This is a genomic window from Gordonibacter urolithinfaciens, from assembly GCF_900199375.1.
Classification (GTDB): domain Bacteria; phylum Actinomycetota; class Coriobacteriia; order Coriobacteriales; family Eggerthellaceae; genus Gordonibacter; species Gordonibacter urolithinfaciens.
On sequence record NZ_LT900217.1, the window covers coordinates 2,808,615 to 2,827,185 of the forward strand.

The 18,571-nt window shown below is 69.4% G+C and carries 19 protein-coding genes; 10 read left to right on the plus strand and 9 right to left on the minus strand.

Annotated features, from left to right (window positions below; genetic code table 11):
• Positions 1–158 precede the first annotated feature (158 nt).
• From BN3560_RS12020 to BN3560_RS12030, 3 genes are read right to left on the minus strand one after another with little or no spacing between them, the layout of a single operon-like run.
• On the minus strand, positions 159–815 hold the full coding sequence (locus BN3560_RS12020; RefSeq protein WP_096228234.1) for a DUF6320 domain-containing protein: 657 nt from the start codon (positions 813–815) through the stop codon (positions 159–161).
• Positions 812–2,329: a phthiocerol/phthiodiolone dimycocerosyl transferase family protein gene (locus tag BN3560_RS12025; RefSeq protein ID WP_227115399.1), complete on the minus strand. Its 1,518-nt coding sequence runs from the start codon at positions 2,327–2,329 to the stop codon at positions 812–814. The genes BN3560_RS12020 and BN3560_RS12025 overlap by 4 nt, the downstream gene beginning before the upstream one ends.
• A complete protein-coding gene (locus BN3560_RS12030) occupies positions 2,302–3,321 on the minus strand; it encodes an alpha/beta hydrolase (protein ID WP_096228235.1) in 1,020 nt (339 codons plus the stop codon). The genes BN3560_RS12025 and BN3560_RS12030 overlap by 28 nt, the downstream gene beginning before the upstream one ends.
• A gap of 391 nt (positions 3,322–3,712) precedes the next feature.
• Here BN3560_RS12030 and BN3560_RS12035 point away from each other — a divergent pair, with 391 nt between their 5' ends.
• Complete coding sequence (locus tag BN3560_RS12035; RefSeq protein WP_227115400.1) at positions 3,713–5,116, plus strand: MFS transporter; 1,404 nt, start codon at positions 3,713–3,715, stop codon at positions 5,114–5,116.
• A 140-nt stretch (positions 5,117–5,256) separates the two neighbouring features.
• Here the strand turns inward: BN3560_RS12035 and proC are convergent, their stop codons facing one another.
• Complete coding sequence (gene proC, locus BN3560_RS12040) at positions 5,257–6,060, minus strand: pyrroline-5-carboxylate reductase (protein WP_096228236.1); 804 nt, start codon at positions 6,058–6,060, stop codon at positions 5,257–5,259.
• Between the two features lie 358 nt (positions 6,061–6,418).
• Between proC and BN3560_RS12045 the strand changes: the two genes are divergently transcribed.
• The 4 genes from BN3560_RS12045 (at position 6,419) to BN3560_RS12060 (ending at position 8,556) form a co-directional block, all read left to right on the plus strand.
• On the plus strand, positions 6,419–6,793 hold the full coding sequence (locus BN3560_RS12045) for a VOC family protein (protein WP_096228237.1): 375 nt from the start codon (positions 6,419–6,421) through the stop codon (positions 6,791–6,793).
• A gap of 140 nt (positions 6,794–6,933) precedes the next feature.
• Positions 6,934–7,251 (plus strand): hypothetical protein, encoded by a 318-nt coding sequence (locus BN3560_RS14565; RefSeq protein ID WP_194073893.1) that lies wholly within the window; start codon positions 6,934–6,936, stop codon positions 7,249–7,251.
• Positions 7,252–7,350: 99 nt separating this feature from the next.
• Positions 7,351–7,779 (plus strand): 6-pyruvoyl trahydropterin synthase family protein, encoded by a 429-nt coding sequence (locus tag BN3560_RS12055; protein WP_096228238.1) that lies wholly within the window; start codon positions 7,351–7,353, stop codon positions 7,777–7,779.
• Between the two features lie 15 nt (positions 7,780–7,794).
• Positions 7,795–8,556, plus strand: a complete 762-nt coding sequence (locus tag BN3560_RS12060) for a M23 family metallopeptidase (RefSeq protein ID WP_096228239.1) — start codon at positions 7,795–7,797, stop codon at positions 8,554–8,556.
• A gap of 19 nt (positions 8,557–8,575) precedes the next feature.
• Here the strand turns inward: BN3560_RS12060 and BN3560_RS12065 are convergent, their stop codons facing one another.
• Positions 8,576–9,481 carry a DUF2268 domain-containing putative Zn-dependent protease gene (locus tag BN3560_RS12065; RefSeq protein WP_096228240.1) on the minus strand — a complete coding sequence of 302 codons (906 nt, stop codon included), beginning with the start codon at positions 9,479–9,481 and terminating at the stop codon, positions 8,576–8,578.
• A gap of 191 nt (positions 9,482–9,672) precedes the next feature.
• Between BN3560_RS12065 and BN3560_RS12070 the strand changes: the two genes are divergently transcribed.
• The 5 genes from BN3560_RS12070 (at position 9,673) to BN3560_RS12090 (ending at position 13,806) form a co-directional block, all read left to right on the plus strand.
• On the plus strand, positions 9,673–10,176 hold the full coding sequence (locus tag BN3560_RS12070) for an RNA polymerase sigma factor (protein WP_096228241.1): 504 nt from the start codon (positions 9,673–9,675) through the stop codon (positions 10,174–10,176).
• Entirely contained in the window at positions 10,173–10,973 is an 801-nt protein-coding gene (locus BN3560_RS12075) for a hypothetical protein (RefSeq protein WP_096228242.1), read from the plus strand. Before BN3560_RS12070 ends, BN3560_RS12075 begins: the two co-directional genes overlap by 4 nt.
• Before the next feature lie 21 nt (positions 10,974–10,994).
• Positions 10,995–11,915 carry an ABC transporter ATP-binding protein gene (locus tag BN3560_RS12080; RefSeq protein WP_096228243.1) on the plus strand — a complete coding sequence of 307 codons (921 nt, stop codon included), beginning with the start codon at positions 10,995–10,997 and terminating at the stop codon, positions 11,913–11,915.
• A complete protein-coding gene (locus BN3560_RS12085; protein ID WP_096228244.1) occupies positions 11,908–13,173 on the plus strand; it encodes an ABC transporter permease subunit in 1,266 nt (421 codons plus the stop codon). The genes BN3560_RS12080 and BN3560_RS12085 overlap by 8 nt, the downstream gene beginning before the upstream one ends.
• A gap of 63 nt (positions 13,174–13,236) precedes the next feature.
• Positions 13,237–13,806, plus strand: a complete 570-nt coding sequence (locus BN3560_RS12090) for a VanZ family protein (protein ID WP_096228245.1) — start codon at positions 13,237–13,239, stop codon at positions 13,804–13,806.
• A gap of 224 nt (positions 13,807–14,030) precedes the next feature.
• Here BN3560_RS12090 and sufU read toward each other — a convergent pair whose 3' ends face one another.
• From sufU to sufB, 4 genes are read right to left on the minus strand one after another with little or no spacing between them, the layout of a single operon-like run.
• Positions 14,031–14,477: a Fe-S cluster assembly sulfur transfer protein SufU gene (sufU, locus tag BN3560_RS12095; protein ID WP_096228246.1), complete on the minus strand. Its 447-nt coding sequence runs from the start codon at positions 14,475–14,477 to the stop codon at positions 14,031–14,033.
• Complete coding sequence (locus BN3560_RS12100; protein ID WP_096228247.1) at positions 14,470–15,702, minus strand: aminotransferase class V-fold PLP-dependent enzyme; 1,233 nt, start codon at positions 15,700–15,702, stop codon at positions 14,470–14,472. The genes sufU and BN3560_RS12100 overlap by 8 nt, the downstream gene beginning before the upstream one ends.
• Positions 15,699–17,147, minus strand: a complete 1,449-nt coding sequence (locus BN3560_RS12105; protein ID WP_096228248.1) for a SufB/SufD family protein — start codon at positions 17,145–17,147, stop codon at positions 15,699–15,701. The genes BN3560_RS12100 and BN3560_RS12105 overlap by 4 nt, the downstream gene beginning before the upstream one ends.
• Positions 17,147–18,562, minus strand: coding sequence for a Fe-S cluster assembly protein SufB (gene sufB, locus BN3560_RS12110; RefSeq protein WP_096228249.1), 1,416 nt, complete (start codon positions 18,560–18,562; stop codon positions 17,147–17,149). Before sufB ends, BN3560_RS12105 begins: the two co-directional genes overlap by 1 nt.
• Positions 18,563–18,571 lie beyond the last annotated feature (9 nt).

An 18,571-nucleotide genomic window follows, 5' to 3' on the forward strand; every position in this document is an offset into this window, starting at 1 on the left:
TGGTTGTTCGTAACGCCGAAGGCGAGACCCGCTCTGCTGACGCGGCCCGCTGTAGAAAACCGGTGATTACTGTGCCGCACGATGCGCTTCGCACTGCGCTGCGCAGCGCGAAGCGGTGGCGGATGCGACGGACGCGCGCGCCTGCGCGCGCCGCGCCGTCACGCGGAGAACAGCTTGCGCACCTCGGCCACGAGCTGCTTGCGGGTGAACACGAGCAGGGCCAGCAGCAGCACGCTGGCCGTGAGCGCGCTCACGTTGGCCGGCACGTCCCATGTGGCCAGGCCCAAGGCCACGAGTGCGAGCGGGATCAGCCCCAGCACCACGTCGAACAGCAGGTACTTCGCGTAGCCCGACACGAACGTGCCGCGGAACACGGCCACGAGCACGGCGTCGAACACGAGCGCCACCAGGCAGATGCCGGGTATGACGAACGTCGTGACCACGGGGTTTCGCGTGATGAGGTACCACAGCGCCGCGATGGCCAGCAGGATGAGGAAGTAGCGCACCACCACGCGCAGGAAGTCGGGCGTATGCACGAGGATGTTGCGCACGAACAGGTAGTTCACCACGAGGCCCAGGCACACGGTGAGCACGATGTCGCCCGGCAAGCCCAGCAGCCGCCCCAGGAACAGCATGGCCAGCAGGCACGCGCCGCTCACGAACGCCAGCACGCTCAACGCCACGGCGCCCGACTTGCGCACCTCGTTTCTGGGGAACGCCGACGGCTCGGCCTTGCCCGAGAGCTCTGCCTGGCAGAGCGGGCACCGGTCCAGGTCGCCCGTGAACGACACGCCGCACTTGCCGCACCGCTTCATCGCCCGGCCTCCTTACGCTTCGCCTTCTGGTCGCTGTCCGAGCCAGCCTTTCGCGCAGCCCTCGTTTTCCGCGCCGCCTTCTCCCCGTGCTCCGGCTCTGCCAGCGCGGCCCCCGTCTCGCGCCCTACTTCCGCCCCGTCGGCCCGCGCCCCGCGCGCGGCCTTCGCCTTGCGCTTCGACGTTTCGCGCTCGGGTGTCCCGCCGCGGGCGGGCGCCTGGCCGCGGGCGCGCTTCACCGAGGCCTCCAGCCTTGCCTCCAGGCGGTCCTCGGCAACCTCCTCGCTCGTCTTGTTGATGTTGATGAGCCCCTCGATGCCGCAGCCCGAGAAGTACCGGACGAAGTTCTTCACCACGTCGGGGTTCGAATACGCCGTGGATATGCCGATGCTCAGGTCGTCGCCGAACGAGCACAAAAGGAAGTTCAGCCCGGTGGTGGACGTCAGGAGGTTGAGGTCGCGCACATACGGGGCCACCCGCGCGTCCACGGAGATGCGCCCCAGGTTCGAGAGCGTCGTGGTGGTCTCGCGCGCCGTGAAGCGGCTGGCCAGCTCAAGCAGGGCGTCCTTCACGAACAGGGGGGCCAGGCGCAGAAGCGGGTTCTTCTCCAGCGCTATCATGCGGTTCATGCGGGGCTTGAGGCTCTCGGGGTCGGTGGCCACGCGCAGCTGCTCCTGCACCTTCGCGGCCACCTGCTCCACGGGCTCGTCCTCATCGCCGGGCACGTAGGACACGAACGCCAGCCCGAAGAAGTTCTTGGTAGTGGTGGACTTGAAATGCTGCCGCAGGTCCACGGGCACGTCCAGGCGGATGGCGCGGTGGCGCTCGCGCCGGGGCATCTCGGCGCGGATGGCGCACATGATGGCCGCGATGACGAGCGACGTCAGGCTCACGCCGTGCCCGCGCGCAAGGTCGAGCACCGGGCGGACGGGAAGGTGGTACTCCAGGTACGTGGGGTCCGCCGCATCGCGCCAGCCGGTGAGCCGGTAGACCTTGGGCGCGCGCGTGGGGGCCGCCTTGTCGCGCTCGAAGTACTTGTCGAAGCTGTCCTCGGCCTTCTGGTGGTCCGAGCCGTCGTACTCCTGCGGCAGTCCCTCCACGCCGTAGCGCTCCTCCACGTAGGCGTAGAGCAGGGCCTTGAAGAAGCTCAGCGACCCGCGCCCGTCGGACACCATGTGCGACACTTCCAGGTTGATGCGAGCGCGGTAGTAGCTCACGCGGATGAGCACGCTCTTCGCGTCCACGTGCAGGCCGTAGCAGATGGGCAGGTTCTCCTCGTGCACGGCGGGCGGCTGGGGAGCCTGCTCCAGGTAGTGCCAGAACATGCCGCTGCGCAGGCACACGTTGAAGCCGGGGAACATCTCCGCCGTGCGGTCGAGCGCGCGCTGCAGCGCCGCCGGGTCCACGTCGTCGGCCATCGTCGCCGCGTAGCGGAACACCGTCTGGGCGGAGCTGCCCGCCTGCGACGAGTAGAACTTCCCTACGTTGTCTAGTCGGTACCAAGCAGTCCGAGCCACGTCGGTTCGCCTTCCTGCACGAGCGGGTCGCCATCGAGGAATTGCTTGATGATGCGGTACGTGTCCTTCACGATGTTGAACACGGTGGGGTACAGCAGGTAGCCGTGCACGGCGTCCAGCATGCGGTAGCACTGCACGTCGCCGCCGTCGTCGGCCAGGCGCTGGGCGTACACCTCGCCCTCGTCGCGCAGGGGGCAGTACTCGGCCGTGACCACGAGGGTGCGCGGCTGGCGGGAGAGGTCGCCCTCCAGCAGCGGCGCGAAGTAGGGACGGTGCAGGTCGGCGGGCGACGAGGCGTACAGTTCCATGTAGCCGCGTATGTCGCGCGACGAGAGCAGGTAGTCCTCGCCGTTGTCCCTCACGGAGTCGAAGAACGAGGTGGCGGGATCATGGTCGTTGTACGTCACGGGGTAGAGCAGCATCTGCGTGCGGGGGAGGAACTCCCCGCGGTCGCGGGCCATGAGCGACACCACGGCAGCCAGGTTCCCTCCGGCGCTGTCGCCGAAGAGCACGATATGGTCGGGGTCCACGTCGGCCAAAAGCTCGCCCGCGTGCAGCTGGCGGGCCACCTCGTAGCAGTCCTCGGGAGCCTGGGGAAAGCGATGCTCGGGCGCGCGGCGGTAGTCCACCGACACCACGCGCCGCTCCAGGCGCAGCGCCATCGTGCTGCAGGCGTCGGTGTAGAAGTCCACGTCGCCGTTCACCCAGCCGCCGCCGTGGAAGAACAGCACGGTGCCGCGGAAGTCCTCCGTGACCTTGAAGCCCTCGGCCAACGAGAAGTCGATGTCGAGCGGGGTGAACACGCGCAGGGGGAGCGCGCAGCCGTCGGGCATGGGGGCCGTGATGTCGTCGATGCGGCAGCGCGGGTTGGGGATGGCGAGCCTGGCGCTCAGGTCCTCGGCCACGCGCTGCGCCTTGTAGAACTCCTTGATGTCCGGCCGAAGCCGCGTTGCCGCCTTGAAGGCGGCGAGCACCGCCTTGTTGATGGGCATGTATGCCGTCCTTTCCCGGGGTGGCGGCGCCGCTGCCGGGTCGTCCTGCGCGGCAGCGGCGCCGCGATTCCCTCGCGTGCCATCGTAGCACAAGCGCGCCGCAGCGTGGGGCGTGCTGCGCGGGCCCCACGGCCCCGGCATGCGGCGAGCCCCGCGCCGGTGGCTGCGAACTGCCTTTCGGCGGCGTGGCAGGCGCCTTGAGGTTGCATGTCCGCAACGGTTCGGCCGCCCCCCGGCGGCCGCGCTTAGACTGGTCGGCGATAGCCCCGCGCGCCGCGCGGGGTTCGGCGGCGGAGCCTGTCGGTCGCGCGTGCCGCGGGCGCATCTCGCGCGCGTGCGCCCGCGGTGCTTTGCGGGCGGCGGCATGGGCAGGACGAGGAAAGGCGGTGCGGTGCGGACGACGGTGAAGGCGGGTGGCAAGGAGGCGCGTGCGCAGCTCCCGCTGCTGCTCGCGTGCTCGTTTGCCGCCTCGTTCGCGCAGAGCATGATGAACATCGCCCTGCCGCAGGTAGCGGACGAGTTCGGCGTGACGCTCTCCACGGCGAACTGGCTCGTGACCGGCTACATGGTAGTGGCCGCCACGTCCATCGCGCTCGCGGCGTTCCTGCTGCGGCGCCTGGGGCTGCGCACGGTGTTCCTCATAGGCTGCGGCGCGCTTGCCTTGGGAAGCGGGCTGGCCCTGCTCGCCCCCGACTTCTGGGTGCTTTTGGCGGGGCGGCTCGTGCAGGCCGTGTGCACCGGCCTGTTCTACCCTGCCGTGACCAGCTTCATCATGGCGAACTCCGATCCGGCCAGGCGCGGCACGCACCTGGCCATGAACAGCGGCACCGTGGCGGCGGGCCTTGCCGTGAGCCCCGTAGCGTCCGGCCTGGTGCTCACGGGGCTCGGCCGGCACGCGCTGTTCGCCTTGCCCCTCGCCTTGGCGGTGCTGCTGCTTGCCGTGGGGTTCTTCCGCCTGCGCGAGGTGGGGCCGCGCGGCGCGGGCGCGGTCGACCCCTTGAGCGTGGTGCTGGGCCTGGTGGGCCTGGGGGCGCTCGTCTACGGGCTGGGCGAGGTGTTCCGCGACCCGCTGCCGTCGCTCGCAGTGCTGGCGGCCGGCGTGGCGGTGCTGGGCCTGTTCGCCTGGCGCCAGCTGGCCCTGAAGGACCCGCTTCTCAACTTGAGGCCGCTCGGGAACCCCGGGTTCGCCGTGGGCGAGCTGCTGGTCATGCTGGGCATGATGGCATCGTTCTCGCTCAGCATCCTGCTGCCGTTGTACTACGAGGGGGCGCTGGGGTTCTCCGCGTTCCTCGCCGGCACGCTGCTGGCCGGGCCGGTGCTGGCGAACGCGCTGTCCGACGTCGTGGGCGGACGGCTGCTTGATAGGAGGGGCATCTGGCCCCTTGTGCCCTTCGGCTTCGCCTTGACGGCGCTCGGACTGGCGGGCGTCGCGCTCGCGGCGGGACGGCCGCTGCTCGCGCTGGTCGTGCTGGCCTCCGCCGTGGCCTACGTGGGGCTCGGCCTGGTGGTGGCGCCCTCGAAGACCACGGCGCTCGTCCAGCTTCCGTCGAGCCTGTACGCGCATGCCTCGTCCATCAACTCGGCGTTCATCCAGATAGCCTCGGCCATCGGCTCGTCGCTGTTCGTGGGCGTGCTGTCCGCCGACGTGCTCGCCGGCACGTCGCGCGGCTTGGCTAAGGCGGCTGCCTACGATGAGGGGTTCGCGCACACCATGGAGATCGCCATCGGCATCGCCGTGGCGAGCCTGCTCGTGTCGCTGGTCTACGCGTACCGCCTGCGTCGCCGGAAGGGCTGATGTCGCGGCCGGCGGGCGCCGGGCCGGTCATGGCGCTCAGCGGCGCGCCCGCGGGGGGGGGCGGAGCGCCGCTGCGAGTGCGCGAGGGTGCGGAACGCAGGCGCCGGTGCGGGCTGGGTGCCGGCTGCAGCCGGCGGCGCCTATCCCTCGATGGCGTCGATGGCGTTTACCACGGCGCCGCGGAAGGCGTCCTTCTCGAGCGAGGCGACGCCCTTGATGGTGGTGCCGCCCGGCGAGCACACGGCGTCCTTCATGGCGCCGGGGTGCGTGCCCGTCTCCAGATGCAGCTTCGCGGTGCCCATCATCATCTGGGCGGCCAGGCGGTACGCGGCAGCGCGCGGCAGCCCGTGCTTCACGCCGGCGTCGCCCAGCGCCTCCAGGAACATGGCCGCGAAGGCGGGGCCGCAGCCGGCGATGGCGCTGGCGGTGGACAGCAGCTTGCCGTCCACCCATTCGATGAGAGCCACCTGGCCGAACAGCTCCTCGAAAGCCGCAAGCTCGGCATCGTCGAGGGAATGGCGCTGCTCGCAGGCCACCACGCCCGCACCCACGGCGATGGGCGTGTTGGGGATGGTGCTCAGGTGGTGCGTGCCGGGCGCGAGGACCTCCTCGTAGAGCTCGAAGCCGCAGCCGGCGGCCACCGAGATCACGGCCTTGCCGGGCGCGGCCAGCATGTCGCGCACGGGCTCGAGCACCTGCGCCACGAGGTGCGGCTTCACGGCTACCACCACGAAGTCGCTCGCCTGAACCACGTCCTGCGCCGTCTCGCAGGCGTGCGCGCCCAGCGCGGCCGTGCTCGCCTGCAGCTTGTCGAAATGCGCGGCGGTCGCGTAGATGCGCCCGCCCGGCAGCGCGCCCGCCTCCACGAGCCCCCTTGCCATGGCCTGCGCCATGTTCCCGAATCCGATGAAGCCCAACGAGGGGGCGTTGACCTGGTCTGCCATAGGGTCCTCTTTCCGTCGCGTCTGAAAGCGTTTCCCCGATTGTACGGCACGCGGGCCCGTAGGTGGTCCGAGATGGCGAACCGGCGGCCTGCTCGTCAGCAAAACTGCACGCTTGGGCGGGCAGCCTGTTCGGATTCGGGCGGACGGGGCGTTCGGCCCTGCTCGCGCCGGCTCGGTCGGGGGGGGCGCCCGGCACGCCTGCCGCGTTCCTCGCGCGAGCCCCTGCAGGCGCTCTGCATGCGGGGGCACGGCTGCACGCGGGCGGCCGCCGGCGTTCCGGGCGCTGCAGGGAGGGCGCGGGTGCGCCCTGGCGTGCTACACTTGCCGGCGACGGCATTCCCCGAGAGAAAGGATCGCGATGATCGACCATATGAGCGTGAAGGTGAAGGACGTCGAGGGAGCCAAGGCCTTCTACGCGGCGGCCCTGGAGCCGCTCGGCTACGTGCGGGGCATCGAGTATCCCGGCGGTCTGCAGCTGCACGTGGAGGGCGAGCCGGGCGATATGTGGGTGGCCCCGCTGCCCGAGGGCGCCGAGCCCGTCCCCGCGCATGTCGCCTTCCTCGCAGAGGACGCCGCCCAGGTGAGGGCCTTCTACGAGGCGGCGCTCGCCGCCGGCGGCACCGACAACGGAGCCCCCGGCCCTCGCGACTACCATCCCGGCTACTACGCAGCGTTCGTCTACGACCCCGAGGGCAACAACATCGAGGCCGTGATCCATGACTACGCCGAGTAGCGGCGCGGGCCTAGGTCGCTAACGGAGCTTAGAGGCCCGGGGCTCGAAAATCCCGGGCCTCTCATGGTGGAAGCTCTGCGCTCTGGCAGCAGTATTCGTTGCTAGACAATGATAGCAACGAATACTGCTGCTAATGATCGATGGCAACGGAGCGAACCGTCATCTCCGCGCTTGCGCCCTGCGAGCAGTACGGCGCAAGCGCCTTCGTGCCGGCGGCCAAGGGCATCGCGCGCTTCAAGATGCTCGATGCCAAGGAGTTTGCCGAGTGCTACTTTGTCGGTACCTTTGCGAGCGCCGCGTTGGCCATCCTCGTATCGTCGTCTATCCGGGAGGAGCTCGTATTGAGCCAGCGGGTTCTCGCCGCCAAGGCCGCGAGCCGGCAGCCAGATTCGTGGTCCGACGTGGATGAAGTCGAGAGACGCGAAACGTTGCATTGCGAAATGCGGCGACGTGGCTGAAGCTGACGCCATCTGGAACGGTCGCCTTGCCCCGATGAAGAGCGCCGGACTTCCGTGCTATGATGCGGCAAACGACGCGGCGAAGGCGAAGGAGCATGCATGTACGGACTGAAGACCGAGGCCAGCTTCGATTCGGCCCATTTTCTCACCGACTACTACGGCAAGTGCGAGAATCTGCACGGCCACCGTTGGCGCGCGGTGGTGCATCTGGCGGTGGACGACCTGCAAACCGAGGGCACGATGAAGGGCATGGTGCTCGACTTCGGCGTGTTCAAGCGCGCGGTGCGCGAGCTGGCCGACGCGCTGGACCACACCTTCCTCGTGGAGGAGGGCTCGCTCGCCCCGGCGACGCTGGCGGCGCTCGAGGCCGAGGGGTTCAGCCTGTTCATCGTGCCCTTCCGCACCACGGCGGAGAACCTGGCGCGCTACTTCTGCGACTGCCTGGCGGAGCAGGGGCTTCCCGTGTCCCAGGTGGAGATGTACGAGACGCCGAACAACTGCGTCGTCTACCGCCCGCTGCAGCGCTGACGGGAAGGGGTCGCCGTGGGCAAGAAAGCCGCGCTCTTTTTACAGTCGGCGAAGCAGGTCGGAGGGCTCATGGCGATGGCCGTTCGCTACAACGGCAAGGAGCCCGACAAGCGCAAGGGGGCCTCGCAGGAGGAGTACGCCCTGCCGTTCGAGGGTGCTTGGACGGTGGTCAACGGCGGCGTGGACAAGGAGACGTCGCATTCATGGGGCGTGCTCACCCAGCGCTACGCCTACGACTTCGTGGTGCTCGACGACGAGGGGCGCAACTGCCCGCCCGACGCCGATCCGGCCGATCCTGCCTCGTACTACTGCTACGGCTTGCCGGTGCTTGCGCCCGCCGACGGCGTCGTGGCGGAAGTGGGGACGTCGTGCCCGAATGCGCAGATCATGCTTGATGAGACGGTGCACTTCGGCGGCGGTGACATTCGCGGCAACTACGTTCTCATCGACCACGGGAACGACGAGTTCTCGTGCCTGTGCCATCTGAGGCCGGGCGGCGTGCTGGTGGAGGCGGGCCGGCACGTGCAACGCGGGCAGCGTGTCGGATTCTGCGGAAGCTCGGGCTGCAGCTCGCATCCGCACCTGCACTTTCATATCCAGAAGGGGCAGAGCTTCTACACTTCGCCGGGCGTGCCCGTGCGGTTCGCGGGCGTCGCGGCCGCGCCTGCGCCGAACTATGCTGCGGCCGATCCGAGGCCGGTTCCGCCGGCGGCCTACGACGACTTCCCTCCGTTCCTCACGCGCGGCCTGAGGGTGGAGCCCTCGGGAGGGGAATAGGCCCGGCAGCCCCCTTGACTCACTCCCAGAAGCCGCGGGCGGCGTCGAGGATGTCGGCGGCGGGCAGGAAGGTGGCCTCCGCGATGTCGGCCCCCGTCTCGTCGAGGAAGCGCCTTACCAGGTGGTATCCGCAGGCGTAGCCGGCGCAGTAGGGGACGCCGCGCGTGGGGTAGCCCATGAGCGCGGCCGTCTCGTCGCCGTAGAGGTAGGCGGACAGCTCGGCGAGGCCCTGTGCTTCCAGGCCTGCGCGCACGAGCGGCTTCACCTGCGCGAGCGCCTCCGGCGTGGTGCGCGTGACCCACGGCCCCGCCAGCTCCTCGCCGAACAGCTCCACGGCGAAGTTCTCGGCCAGGCCCTCGCTCACCAGCATCTCCCCGAGCGCGATGTCGTCTCTCCACTTCACGAACTGGAAGCGCACGTTGTGGTTCGCCTCGTGCGCGAGCGCGGCGGGCAGGCGGCGCATCGTCGACTCGTTCGGGTCGAGCCAGGCGAGGATGGATCCGGGGATGCCGCCGTCGCCGCAGTAGCCCTCGCTCGCGCGCACGACGGGATGGCCGGGGTTCGCCAGCAGCACGGTGAAGCGGTAGTCCTGCCGCGGAAGCTCGATGCCGCGTGCGGAGAAGCGCGAGAGCGAGCGCTCGACGGAGCGCCGGCACGCGTCCCAGAAGGCGTCGTCGCCGAGGAGGCGCACGGCTTCGGCGCGGTTTTCGTCCACCTGGGCGGGCGGCAGGATGCCGAGCATCTCGCTGGCCATGACCACGTCGTAGCCGCCGGGTTCCGCCGCCTTGAGCGGCACGCGGTAGCAGTCCCATTTCTCCTTGAAGGGGGCCATGAGCTCGTAGCGGTACAGGTCGCCGCGCTTGCCGGCGGGCGCGGCCATCATGGCGCGGTAGGCTGCGTCGGAGCGAACGGGTTGCACGTTCATGAGGTGTCCTTTCTGTCGGGTGCGCGCCCCATGCTACGGCCTCACGCCGCGTGAGGGTCAAGGGGGAGTCTGGTTCCGCCGCCGGATGCCGGATCGTTGGGGGGGGGGCGGGCGATCCGGGTTTTTTCACCGGCGCCCGCACGGATCGCGGGTAGGATTCGTTATACAGGGCAGAGGAGGTGAAGCGGGGCTTGAAGAATCGGTTGCGGGACGGCGAGGCGTTCGATCGCTTGGTCGAGGAGCACTACGACGACGTGCTGGCGTACTGCCGACGGCATGCGCCGTCCTACGACGACGCGCCGGACGTGGCGCAGGAGACATTCCTGCGCTTCGTGCGCAGCGGGTGCTCGCCGTCGGACGGCAAGCCGCTCGCGTACCTGTTCACCATCGCGCGCAACCTCTGCATCGACGCGGCGCGCGCGAAGCGGCCGCCCGCCGCCCCGCTCGACGTGGACGTGCCCGACCGCTCGCCCGACGCCGACCCGGCGGCCGCGTGCGCGGGCAGCGAGGTGGGTGCGCTGGTGGAGGCGCTCGATCCCGACCTGCGGGAGGTGGTGGAGCTGCGCTTCGACCAGGGATTCAAGGTGGGTGAGATTGCCAGCGTGCTGGGCGTGTCGCGGTTCGCGGTGAACCGCCGGCTCAACAGGGCGCTGGCCGAGCTGAAGCGGGGGCTGGAAGGAAGGGAAGGCTCATGAGCGGCGAAATGGGAAAACGCGAGGTCGAGCAGCTGCTGCGGGCGCACTACCGCGCCGAGCGCGGCGGGCCGGACGCGGATGCCAAGGCCGCGACCCTCGCGGCCGTGCGCGCCGAGGCGGCCCTGCCGGCGCGCGGGGCGGTGCAGCCGATGTCGTTCGCCGGATTCGTGGCCGCGCAGGCGCGCTTCATCCGCCCGCAGGTGTGGGCGGCCCAGCTCGCGCTCGTGGCCGCCATGGTGGCGCTCTGCCTGCTCGGCGACAGCGCCCCGCGCGACCTCTCGCTCGCCTCGGGCGTGCTGGCGGCGGCGACGGTGCTCGTGGGCCTGCCGGATCTGCTGTCCAGCGCCGCCAACCGCGTGGCCGAGCTCGAGTACGCCTGCCGCTTCGACAGCCGGGCGGTCGCGCTCGCGCGGCTCATCGTGCTGGGATGCTCGGACGTGGCGGTGCTCACGGCCATCGTGCTCTCGGCCCCGCTTCTGCTGGGGGCCGATCCCTTCGCCTCGCTCGTGCATGCCTGTGCCCCGTACTTCCTCTCGTGCGCGGGGGCGCTCGTGCTCGTGCGCCGCTGCCCGCCGTCGCAGGCGCTGCCGCTCGGCTTCGCGTGGACGCTCTTGGTGATGGCGGCGGCCTATGCGGCGTTCTCCCTGGTGCCGGACGCGTACGCCCAGGCCTCGGCGTGGGCGTGGGCGCTCGTGGCGGCGGCCTCGGCCGCGTGGGCCGCCCGCGAGGCGCGCGCGTGGCTCGGCTGCATCGCGGGCGGGCTCGACAAGCTCGCGTCCTCCTCGACCCTACGATAGCGAAAGAAAGGAGCAACCTCCATGGAACTGACGATTGACCGGCTGAGCAAGCAGTTCGGGTCGAAGATCGCCGTCGACCGCGTGTCGGCGACCCTCGGGCCCGGCGTGTACGGCCTTCTGGGCGCGAACGGCGCGGGCAAGACCACCCTCATGCGCATGGTGTGCGACGTGCTGCGACCCACGTCCGGCGAGATCCGCTTCGACGGCCGCGACGTGCGCGCGCTCGGCGACGGGTACCGTGCCTGCCTGGGCTACCTGCCGCAGGATTTCGGCTACTACCCCGATTTCACGGCGCTCGACTTCATGCTGTACCTGGCCGCGCTCAAGGGCATCGACCGCCACGCGGCGCGCCGTCGCTCGCTCGAGCTGCTGGAGACGGTGGGGCTCGCCGACGTGGCCCGCGTCAAGGTGCGCACGTTCTCCGGCGGCATGAAGCAGCGCCTCGGCATCGCGCAGGCCGTGCTGAACGACCCAGCCGTCCTCGTGCTCGACGAGCCCACGGCCGGGCTCGATCCGAAGGAGCGTGTGCGCTTCCGCAACCTCATCGCCAGCTTCGCGCAGGACAAGATCGTCGTCCTGTCCACGCACATCGTGTCGGATGTGGAGTACGTCGCCGACGAGATCCTGGTCATGCGCGCGGGCTCTTTCATCATGCGCGGCGCGCCGGCCGAGGTGGTGGCCACCGTTGCGGGGAAGGTGTGGGAGTGCCACGTTGACGTGCGGCAGGCCGAAGCGCTGGCCGCGACGAGCTGCGTGGGCAACGTCCACTACGCCGCCGACGGCCATGCGGTGGCGCGCGTCGTGGCAGACGAGCCCCCCGTGCCGTGCGCGCGCCCGCTCGAGCCGACGCTGGAGGACGTGTACCTCCATGTGTTCCGAGACGAGGCGATGGAGCCCGTCGAGCCCGTTGCATCCGTTTCCCAAGGAGGCCGACATGCTTGACCTGGTGAAGTTCGAGTTCAAGAAGCTGCTCGCGCGGCGCACGTCGCAGATGGTGAGCGCGGGCATCATGGCGCTGCTCTGCGTGATCATGGCGCTCAACGTGGTGCAGACGAAGACGTCGTCGAGCACGGGAGAGATTCTGGGCGGCACCGCCGCCATTGCCCAGCAGAAGGCGCGCGCCGAGGCGCACGAGGGCGTGCTCACCGTCGAGCGCGTGCAGGAGGAGGTGGCCGCGTATCGGGCGCTCGCGTTCTCGAAGGTCGATCCGGCCCAGGTGGAGGGCCTGAGCGCCGAGGCCGCGTACGCCGTCATGAAGGAGGCTTACGACGAGGACGAGTTCCGCGCCATCTACGACACGTACTACTCGTACCTGCTCTCGCCGTGGATCGCGGGCTCGATGGAGCAGTACCAAGTGGCGGCGCAGTTGGGCGACGAGGACGTCGCCGGCTTCTACGGGGCCGTCGCGGATTCGCTGCAGCGTGCGCTCGACGACGGCATGGGCGGCACCTGGGCGTACTCGGACGCCGAGCGCGCCTATTGGACGGAGAAGCAGGCCGCGGTGGGCGAGCCGCTCTCGTACGGCTACGCCGGCGGATGGGGCGACGTGCTGGCGTGCCTCGGCTTCCTCTCGTTCGCGATGGTGGCGGTGTGCGTGGTGCTGACGCCCGTGTTCGCCGGCGAGTACCAGGACCGCACCGACGCCGTGCTGCTGGCTGCGCGCTACGGGCGCTCCAAGCTGGTGGCGGCGAAGATCGTCGCGTCGCTTCTGTTCGCCACCGCGTACTATGCGCTGGCGACGGCCGTCATCGTGGGCGTGGCGCTCGCGTTCTTCGGCGCGGAGGGCGGCGATCTGCCCGTGCAGGTGCTGGCCCTCGGCATCCCCTACGACCTCACGACGGCCGAGGCCGCGTGGACGGCGATCGGGCTCGGCTACCTCATGACGCTCGGCCTCGCGGCCCTCACGCTGCTGCTATCGTCGAAGCTGCGCTCCCAGCTGGCCATCTTCGCCGTGTGCGCCGCGCTTGTCTTCCTTCCCGGCATGATCCCCTCGGGCGGCAGCGGCGCGATCCTGCACGCGCTCTACCTGTTCCCGATCAACGCGTTGAACGACCAGGTGCTCTACAACTCGCTCGTGTCGTATCCCCTAGGGCCGCTTGTGATCGACCTGGTGGGACTGCTCGCGATCCTGTACGCGGTCGTGCTGGCCGTTTGCGCGCCCCTCGCCGCCCGCGCCTTCCGGCGACACCAGGTGATGTAGGGGCGCTGCCGTCGGTATAATGGAGGTTGACGTAAGCGGGTGCGGCGAAAGGCGGGTGCGGCGATGCTGGAGCGGGGATTCGTGGTCGTGCCGACAGGCGTTGCGCTCGTGGCGGTTCTGGTCGTGTGTTTTGTGCGCCGAACAGGGGCGAGACGGACGTGCCTTTACCTGGCGCTTACCGCCTATGTGGGCGCGGTGGCGGCGGTGACGCTGTTCCCGCTGCCGGTTGAGGGCGGGATGGGCTATGCGCCTACTTGGGGGATCTCGTACAATCTCGTGCCTTTCGCCGGCATCGCGCGCACGGTGGCTGATGCGGCGCAAACCGGCTGGTGGTGGTCGATCGCGACCATCATCGTGGGCGGCAACGTGCTCATGTTCGTGCCGCTGGGACTCATGCTTCCGCTGCTGTCCGACCGCCTGCGCCGGCTGCCTGCGGCGGCGCTCGTCCTCGCAGCCTGCTCGGTTGCCATCGAGCTCGCGCAGTTGGTCGTGGGGCTCGCCGTGGCAGGTTACCTGTACCGCGTCGTGGACGTGGACGACGTCATCCTCAACGTCGCCGGCGGCCTGATCGGCTTCGGCCTGTGGAAGGCGTGGGAGCGCCTTGCCGCACGTAAGCGGGACGAACTCGTTTAAGGCTTGGCGGATGACAGTCTGCGGCTCCGGCTCTGCGGGCTTTGCTACGGAATTCGGGCGCCTGTGTCAAAAAACGAGCAGTTTGGCAAACCTCCTCCAAGGCCGCTACGCTTCCAGAAAACGTGAGCTAGGGAAACGCGGTCTGGCTTCTCGCGTCGCGTCGTTCAAGCTGCTTTTCGATTGCCAAACCGGCCGTTTTCTGGCAGAAGGCCCCAGTTTTGGCGTCACCGCGCCTCGCGTCCTGCTGCCGTTTCCTTCTCCAACAGCTTCTCCAGCGTCCTCCAGGCCAGCTCGGCGCACTTGACGCGGGCGGGCATGCGGGAGATGGTCGCCAGCTCGGCGGCCTCGTCGAGGTCTTCGCGTTCCTCGTCGGTGAGCGGGCGGCCCTTGATCATGTCGAGGTAGAGGCCGCTCAGGCGGCGCGCTTCGTCGACCGTCTCGCCGGTGACGAGGTCGGCCATCATGTCGGCGGCCGCCTGGCTCACGGCGCAGCCGTGGCCGGTGAAAGCGGCTTCCTCGATCACGTCGCCGTTGAGGCGCAGCGCCAGCGTCAGCTCGTCGCCGCAGCTGGGGTTCACGCCGTCGTGCGTGCACGTGGGCTCGTCCATCTCGTACTTGTAGTCGGGATGCGCGTTGTGCTCCATGAGCGCCGCGGTGTAGATGCTAGCCATTGAAGGTCCTCCAAACGGTGTCCAAGCCGGCGATGAGCGCGTCGATATCGCCCTCGTCGTTGTAGAACGCGAGCGACGCGCGGCAGCACGATTCCACCCCGAGCCATGCGAGTAGGGGCTGGGCGCAGTGATGTCCGGCGCGGATGGCCACGTTGCGCTCGTCGAGGATGCTGGCCACGTCGTGCGGGTGGATGCCGCGCACGTTGAAGCTGATGGCGCCGTGGTGCTGCGCCGGGTCGGGGTGGCCGATGATCTCGAGGTACGGCAGCGCCGCCATGCGCTCCATGGCCGTGCGCACGAGCGCCTGCTCGCGCGCCTGCAGCGCGTTCCAGCCGATGCCCTCGAGGTAGCCGAGCGCGGCGGCGGTGCCCACGATGCCGGCGGCGTCCTGCGTGCCGGCCTCGAACTTCTCGGGCACCGGGGCCCATACGGCCCCGTCCTGCGTGACCGACGAGATCATCTCGCCGCCCGTGAGGAAGGGCGGCATGGCCTCCAGCAGGTCGAGCTTGCCCCACAGCACGCCCACGCCGAAGGGCCCGAGCGCCTTGTGCGCCGAGAATGCGAAGAAATCGCAGCCGAGCTCCTGCACGTTCACGGGCATATGCGGCACCGATTGCGCGCCGTCCACCACCATGAAGCCCCCGTGCGCGTGCACGCGCCGGGCCATGGCCGGAACAGGGTTCTCGATGCCGAGGACGTTCGACACCTGCGCGGCGGCGACGATCTTCGTGCGCGGGCCGATCTTCGCGTCGAGCTCCGCCTCCGAGATCACGCCGTCCTCGTCGGGGAAGAGGTACACGAGGCGCGCGCCCGCGGCGCGGCAAGCCTGTTGCCAAGGGATGAGGTTCGAGTGGTGCTCCATGATGGTGATGCACACCTCGTCGCCCGGCTCGAGCACGGTGGGCGCGAAGGCGAGCGCCACGAGGTTGAGCGCCTCGCTCGCGTTGCGGCAGAACACGATCTCGCGCGCGTCGGCGGCCCCGATGAACCGCGCGACGTGGGCGCGGGCCTCCTCGATGGCCTCGGTGGCCTCCACCGACAGGCGGTAGAGGCCGCGCAGCGCGTTCGCGTTCATGGTCTCGTAGAAGTCGCGCTGCGCGTCGAGGGCGACGGCGGGGCGCTGGGCCGTGGCCGCGCTGTCGAGGAAGGCGAGGTCGGGGTTGGCCGCCAGCAGGGGGAAGTCCTGCTTGTAGGGGTTCGCGGCGATATCGATCGGGTTGATCATGCGACGGCCTCCTCTATGTCGATCCCGCGCGCGGCGGCGAGGCGGGCGACGGCGGTTCGGGTGCGTTCGTCGGGCGCGTCGATGGCCGCTCCTTGATACGTGGCGGTGATGAACAGGCGCTCGGCGTCGTCGGGCGAGATTCCGCGACTGGCCAGGTAGAGCAGCTGCTCGGGGCGTATGTGGCCGATGGTGGCTCCATGGTTGCCGGCCACGTCGTCCTCGTCGCAGAGGATGACGGGCACGGTGCGGTTCACCACGCGCTCGTCGGCCAAAAGCACCGTCTCCTGCTCGGAGCCGACGGAGCCCTTGCAACCGTGCACGAGCTCGATGGTGCCGCGCAGCGTCTTGCTCGAGCGGCCAGCCAGCACGCCGTTCGCGTCGAGGTTGCAGACGGTGCGGCGCCCGCGCTGGTGGACGACGTAGTTGAAGTCGCGCTGCTGGTCGCCGCGGGCCAGGTAGCGCGTGTCGATGTCGAGGCGCGCGTCGTCGCCGCGCAGGTCGGCGTCGAGCCCGGTGTAGGAGCGGCCCGCGCCCAGCACGGTGTGGCGCACCTGCACGCGGGCGCGCTCGTCGGCCACGATGCCCGCGTCGTCGAGGGCGATCCACGAGTCGTCGAGCGTCTGCGTGCTCATGATGTCCACGCGCGCGTCGGCACCCGCGAACACACGCAGCCGCGTGCCCACGACGCCCGCGCCCGGTGCGGGCGAATCGAGCGCGATGGCGAGCGACAGCGACGAGCCCGGAGCGGCAACGACGTCGATGGCGGCCGCGTTGGCCGCGCCGTCCACGCCCTCGACGCGCACCGTGGCGCAGGTGCGCTCGCCAGGGCGCGTGGCGAACACGATGGGCTCGCCCGCCACGAACTCGAGGTACTCCCGCGCCTCGTCCCCCATGCCCGTGGCGAACACGTCGGAAGGAGCGAGGTAAAGGTTCTCAAGCGCCTGCTGCTGGTAGAGGGAGAGAGCCCCGTCCTCTATGGCTGCAGACGGATTCGCCTGGTCGTTAACCTGCGAAAGAGCTCCGCTTTCCATGGCTGCAGGGAGGACTTCTTGATCATCAACCTGGTGCGCAGCCGACGTCGGGACGCTTGCGGGTTCAACTGCGGAGTCACCGCGATCGGCCGCGCGCTTGTTGGTCTCATCCCCGAGCTCGCCTGCGGCCATGGAGGGGGGAGGGTTACCCGCGGACGTGATGGGCGAGGTAGCCACGGGAAGGGGGTCGGCCGTGCGCATGTTGATCGCACCCTCAAAGGCACCTGCGTCCATGGCCTCCAAAGCGGCGTCGAACGCATCGGCTTCCCCTCGCAGCCCTTCCTCGCATGACACTTCCGCCTTTTGGGCGGCGCTCAGCTCGGCGGGCAGCTCTATGTCCGCATCGTTCATCTTCAGCCGGTGCCACGTGGGGGCGGGCATCGCGTTCGCGTGTTCTATCGTGAGGGTTCCCATTATCCGATGGCCCCTTCCATTTCAAGCTTGATCAGGTTGTTCATTTCCACGGCGTACTCAAGTGGCAGCTCCTTCGACACGGGGTCGGCGAAGCCGTTCACGATCATCGTGCGCGCCTCCTCCTCGGACACGCCGCGGCTCATCAGGTAGAACACCTTGTCGTCGCCGATGCGCCCGATGGTGGCCTCGTGGCCGATGTCCACGTGCTTGCAGCGGATGTCCATGGCCGGGATGGTGTCCGAGCGGCTGAGGTCGTCCAGCATGAGCGACTGGCACGACACGCTGGCGGCGGAGTTCCGCGCGTTCTCGGTGGCCACGATGGACGAGCGGAACGTGGACGTGCCGCCGCCCTTCGAGATGGACTTCGTCTCCACGGTGGCCGACGTGTCGGGCGCGGCCAGCACCACCTTGCAGCCGGTGTCGAGGTTCTGGCCCGCGCCGGCGAACGTGATGCCGGTGAAGCTGCTGGTCGCCTTGCGCCCGGCGAGGATGGACATGGGGTAGAGGTAGCCCACGTGGCTGCCGAACGACCCGCTGATCCACTCGACGCCGCCGCCTTCCTCCACCACGGCGCGCTTCGTGTTGAGGTTGTACATGTTCTTCGACCAGTTCTCGATCGTGGAATACCGCAGATGCGCGCGCTTGCCCACGAACAGCTCCACCGCGCCGGCGTGCAGGTTCGCGACGTTGTACTTCGGTGCCGAGCAGCCTTCGATGAAGTGCAGGCTGGCGTCGTCCTCCACGATGATGAGCGTGTGCTCGAACTGCCCCGCGCCCTTCGCGTTCAGGCGGAAGTAGCTTTGCAGGGGGAAGTCCAGCTGCACGCCCTTCGGCACGTAGACGAACGAGCCGCCGCTCCACACCGCGCCGTGCAGCGCGGCGAACTTGTGGTCGGCAGGCGGGATGAGCGTCATGAACTTCTCGCGGATGAGCGCCTCCCACTTCGGCTCGCGCAGCGCCTCCTCGATGCCCGAGTAGACGATCCCTAAGTCGGCGGCCGTTTTCTGCATGTTGTGGTACACCAGCTCGGAGTCGTACTGCGCGCCGACGCCGGCCAGGTAGGCGCGCTCGGCCTGCGGTATGCCCAGGCGGTCGAACGTGTTCTTCACGTCGTCGGGGAGGCTGTCCCAGTCGCTCGCCTGTTCGGCGTTCGGTTTCACGTACGTCACGATGTGGTCCATGTCGAGGCCCTCGAGGCCGGGGCCCCAGTCGGGTGCCTCCATGCGCTGGTAGGTGTCGAGCGCCTTCAGGCGGAAGTCGAGCATCCAGGTGGGCTCGTCCTTCTTGGCCGAGATCTCGCGGACGATGTCGGGCGTGAGGCCCGCGTCGAGGTAGCGGGAGGCGTCGGTCGCGTCATGCACGTCGTACAGCGTGCGGTCGACGTCTTCGACGTAGGTACGGAATTCTTTTGGCATGCGGGCCTC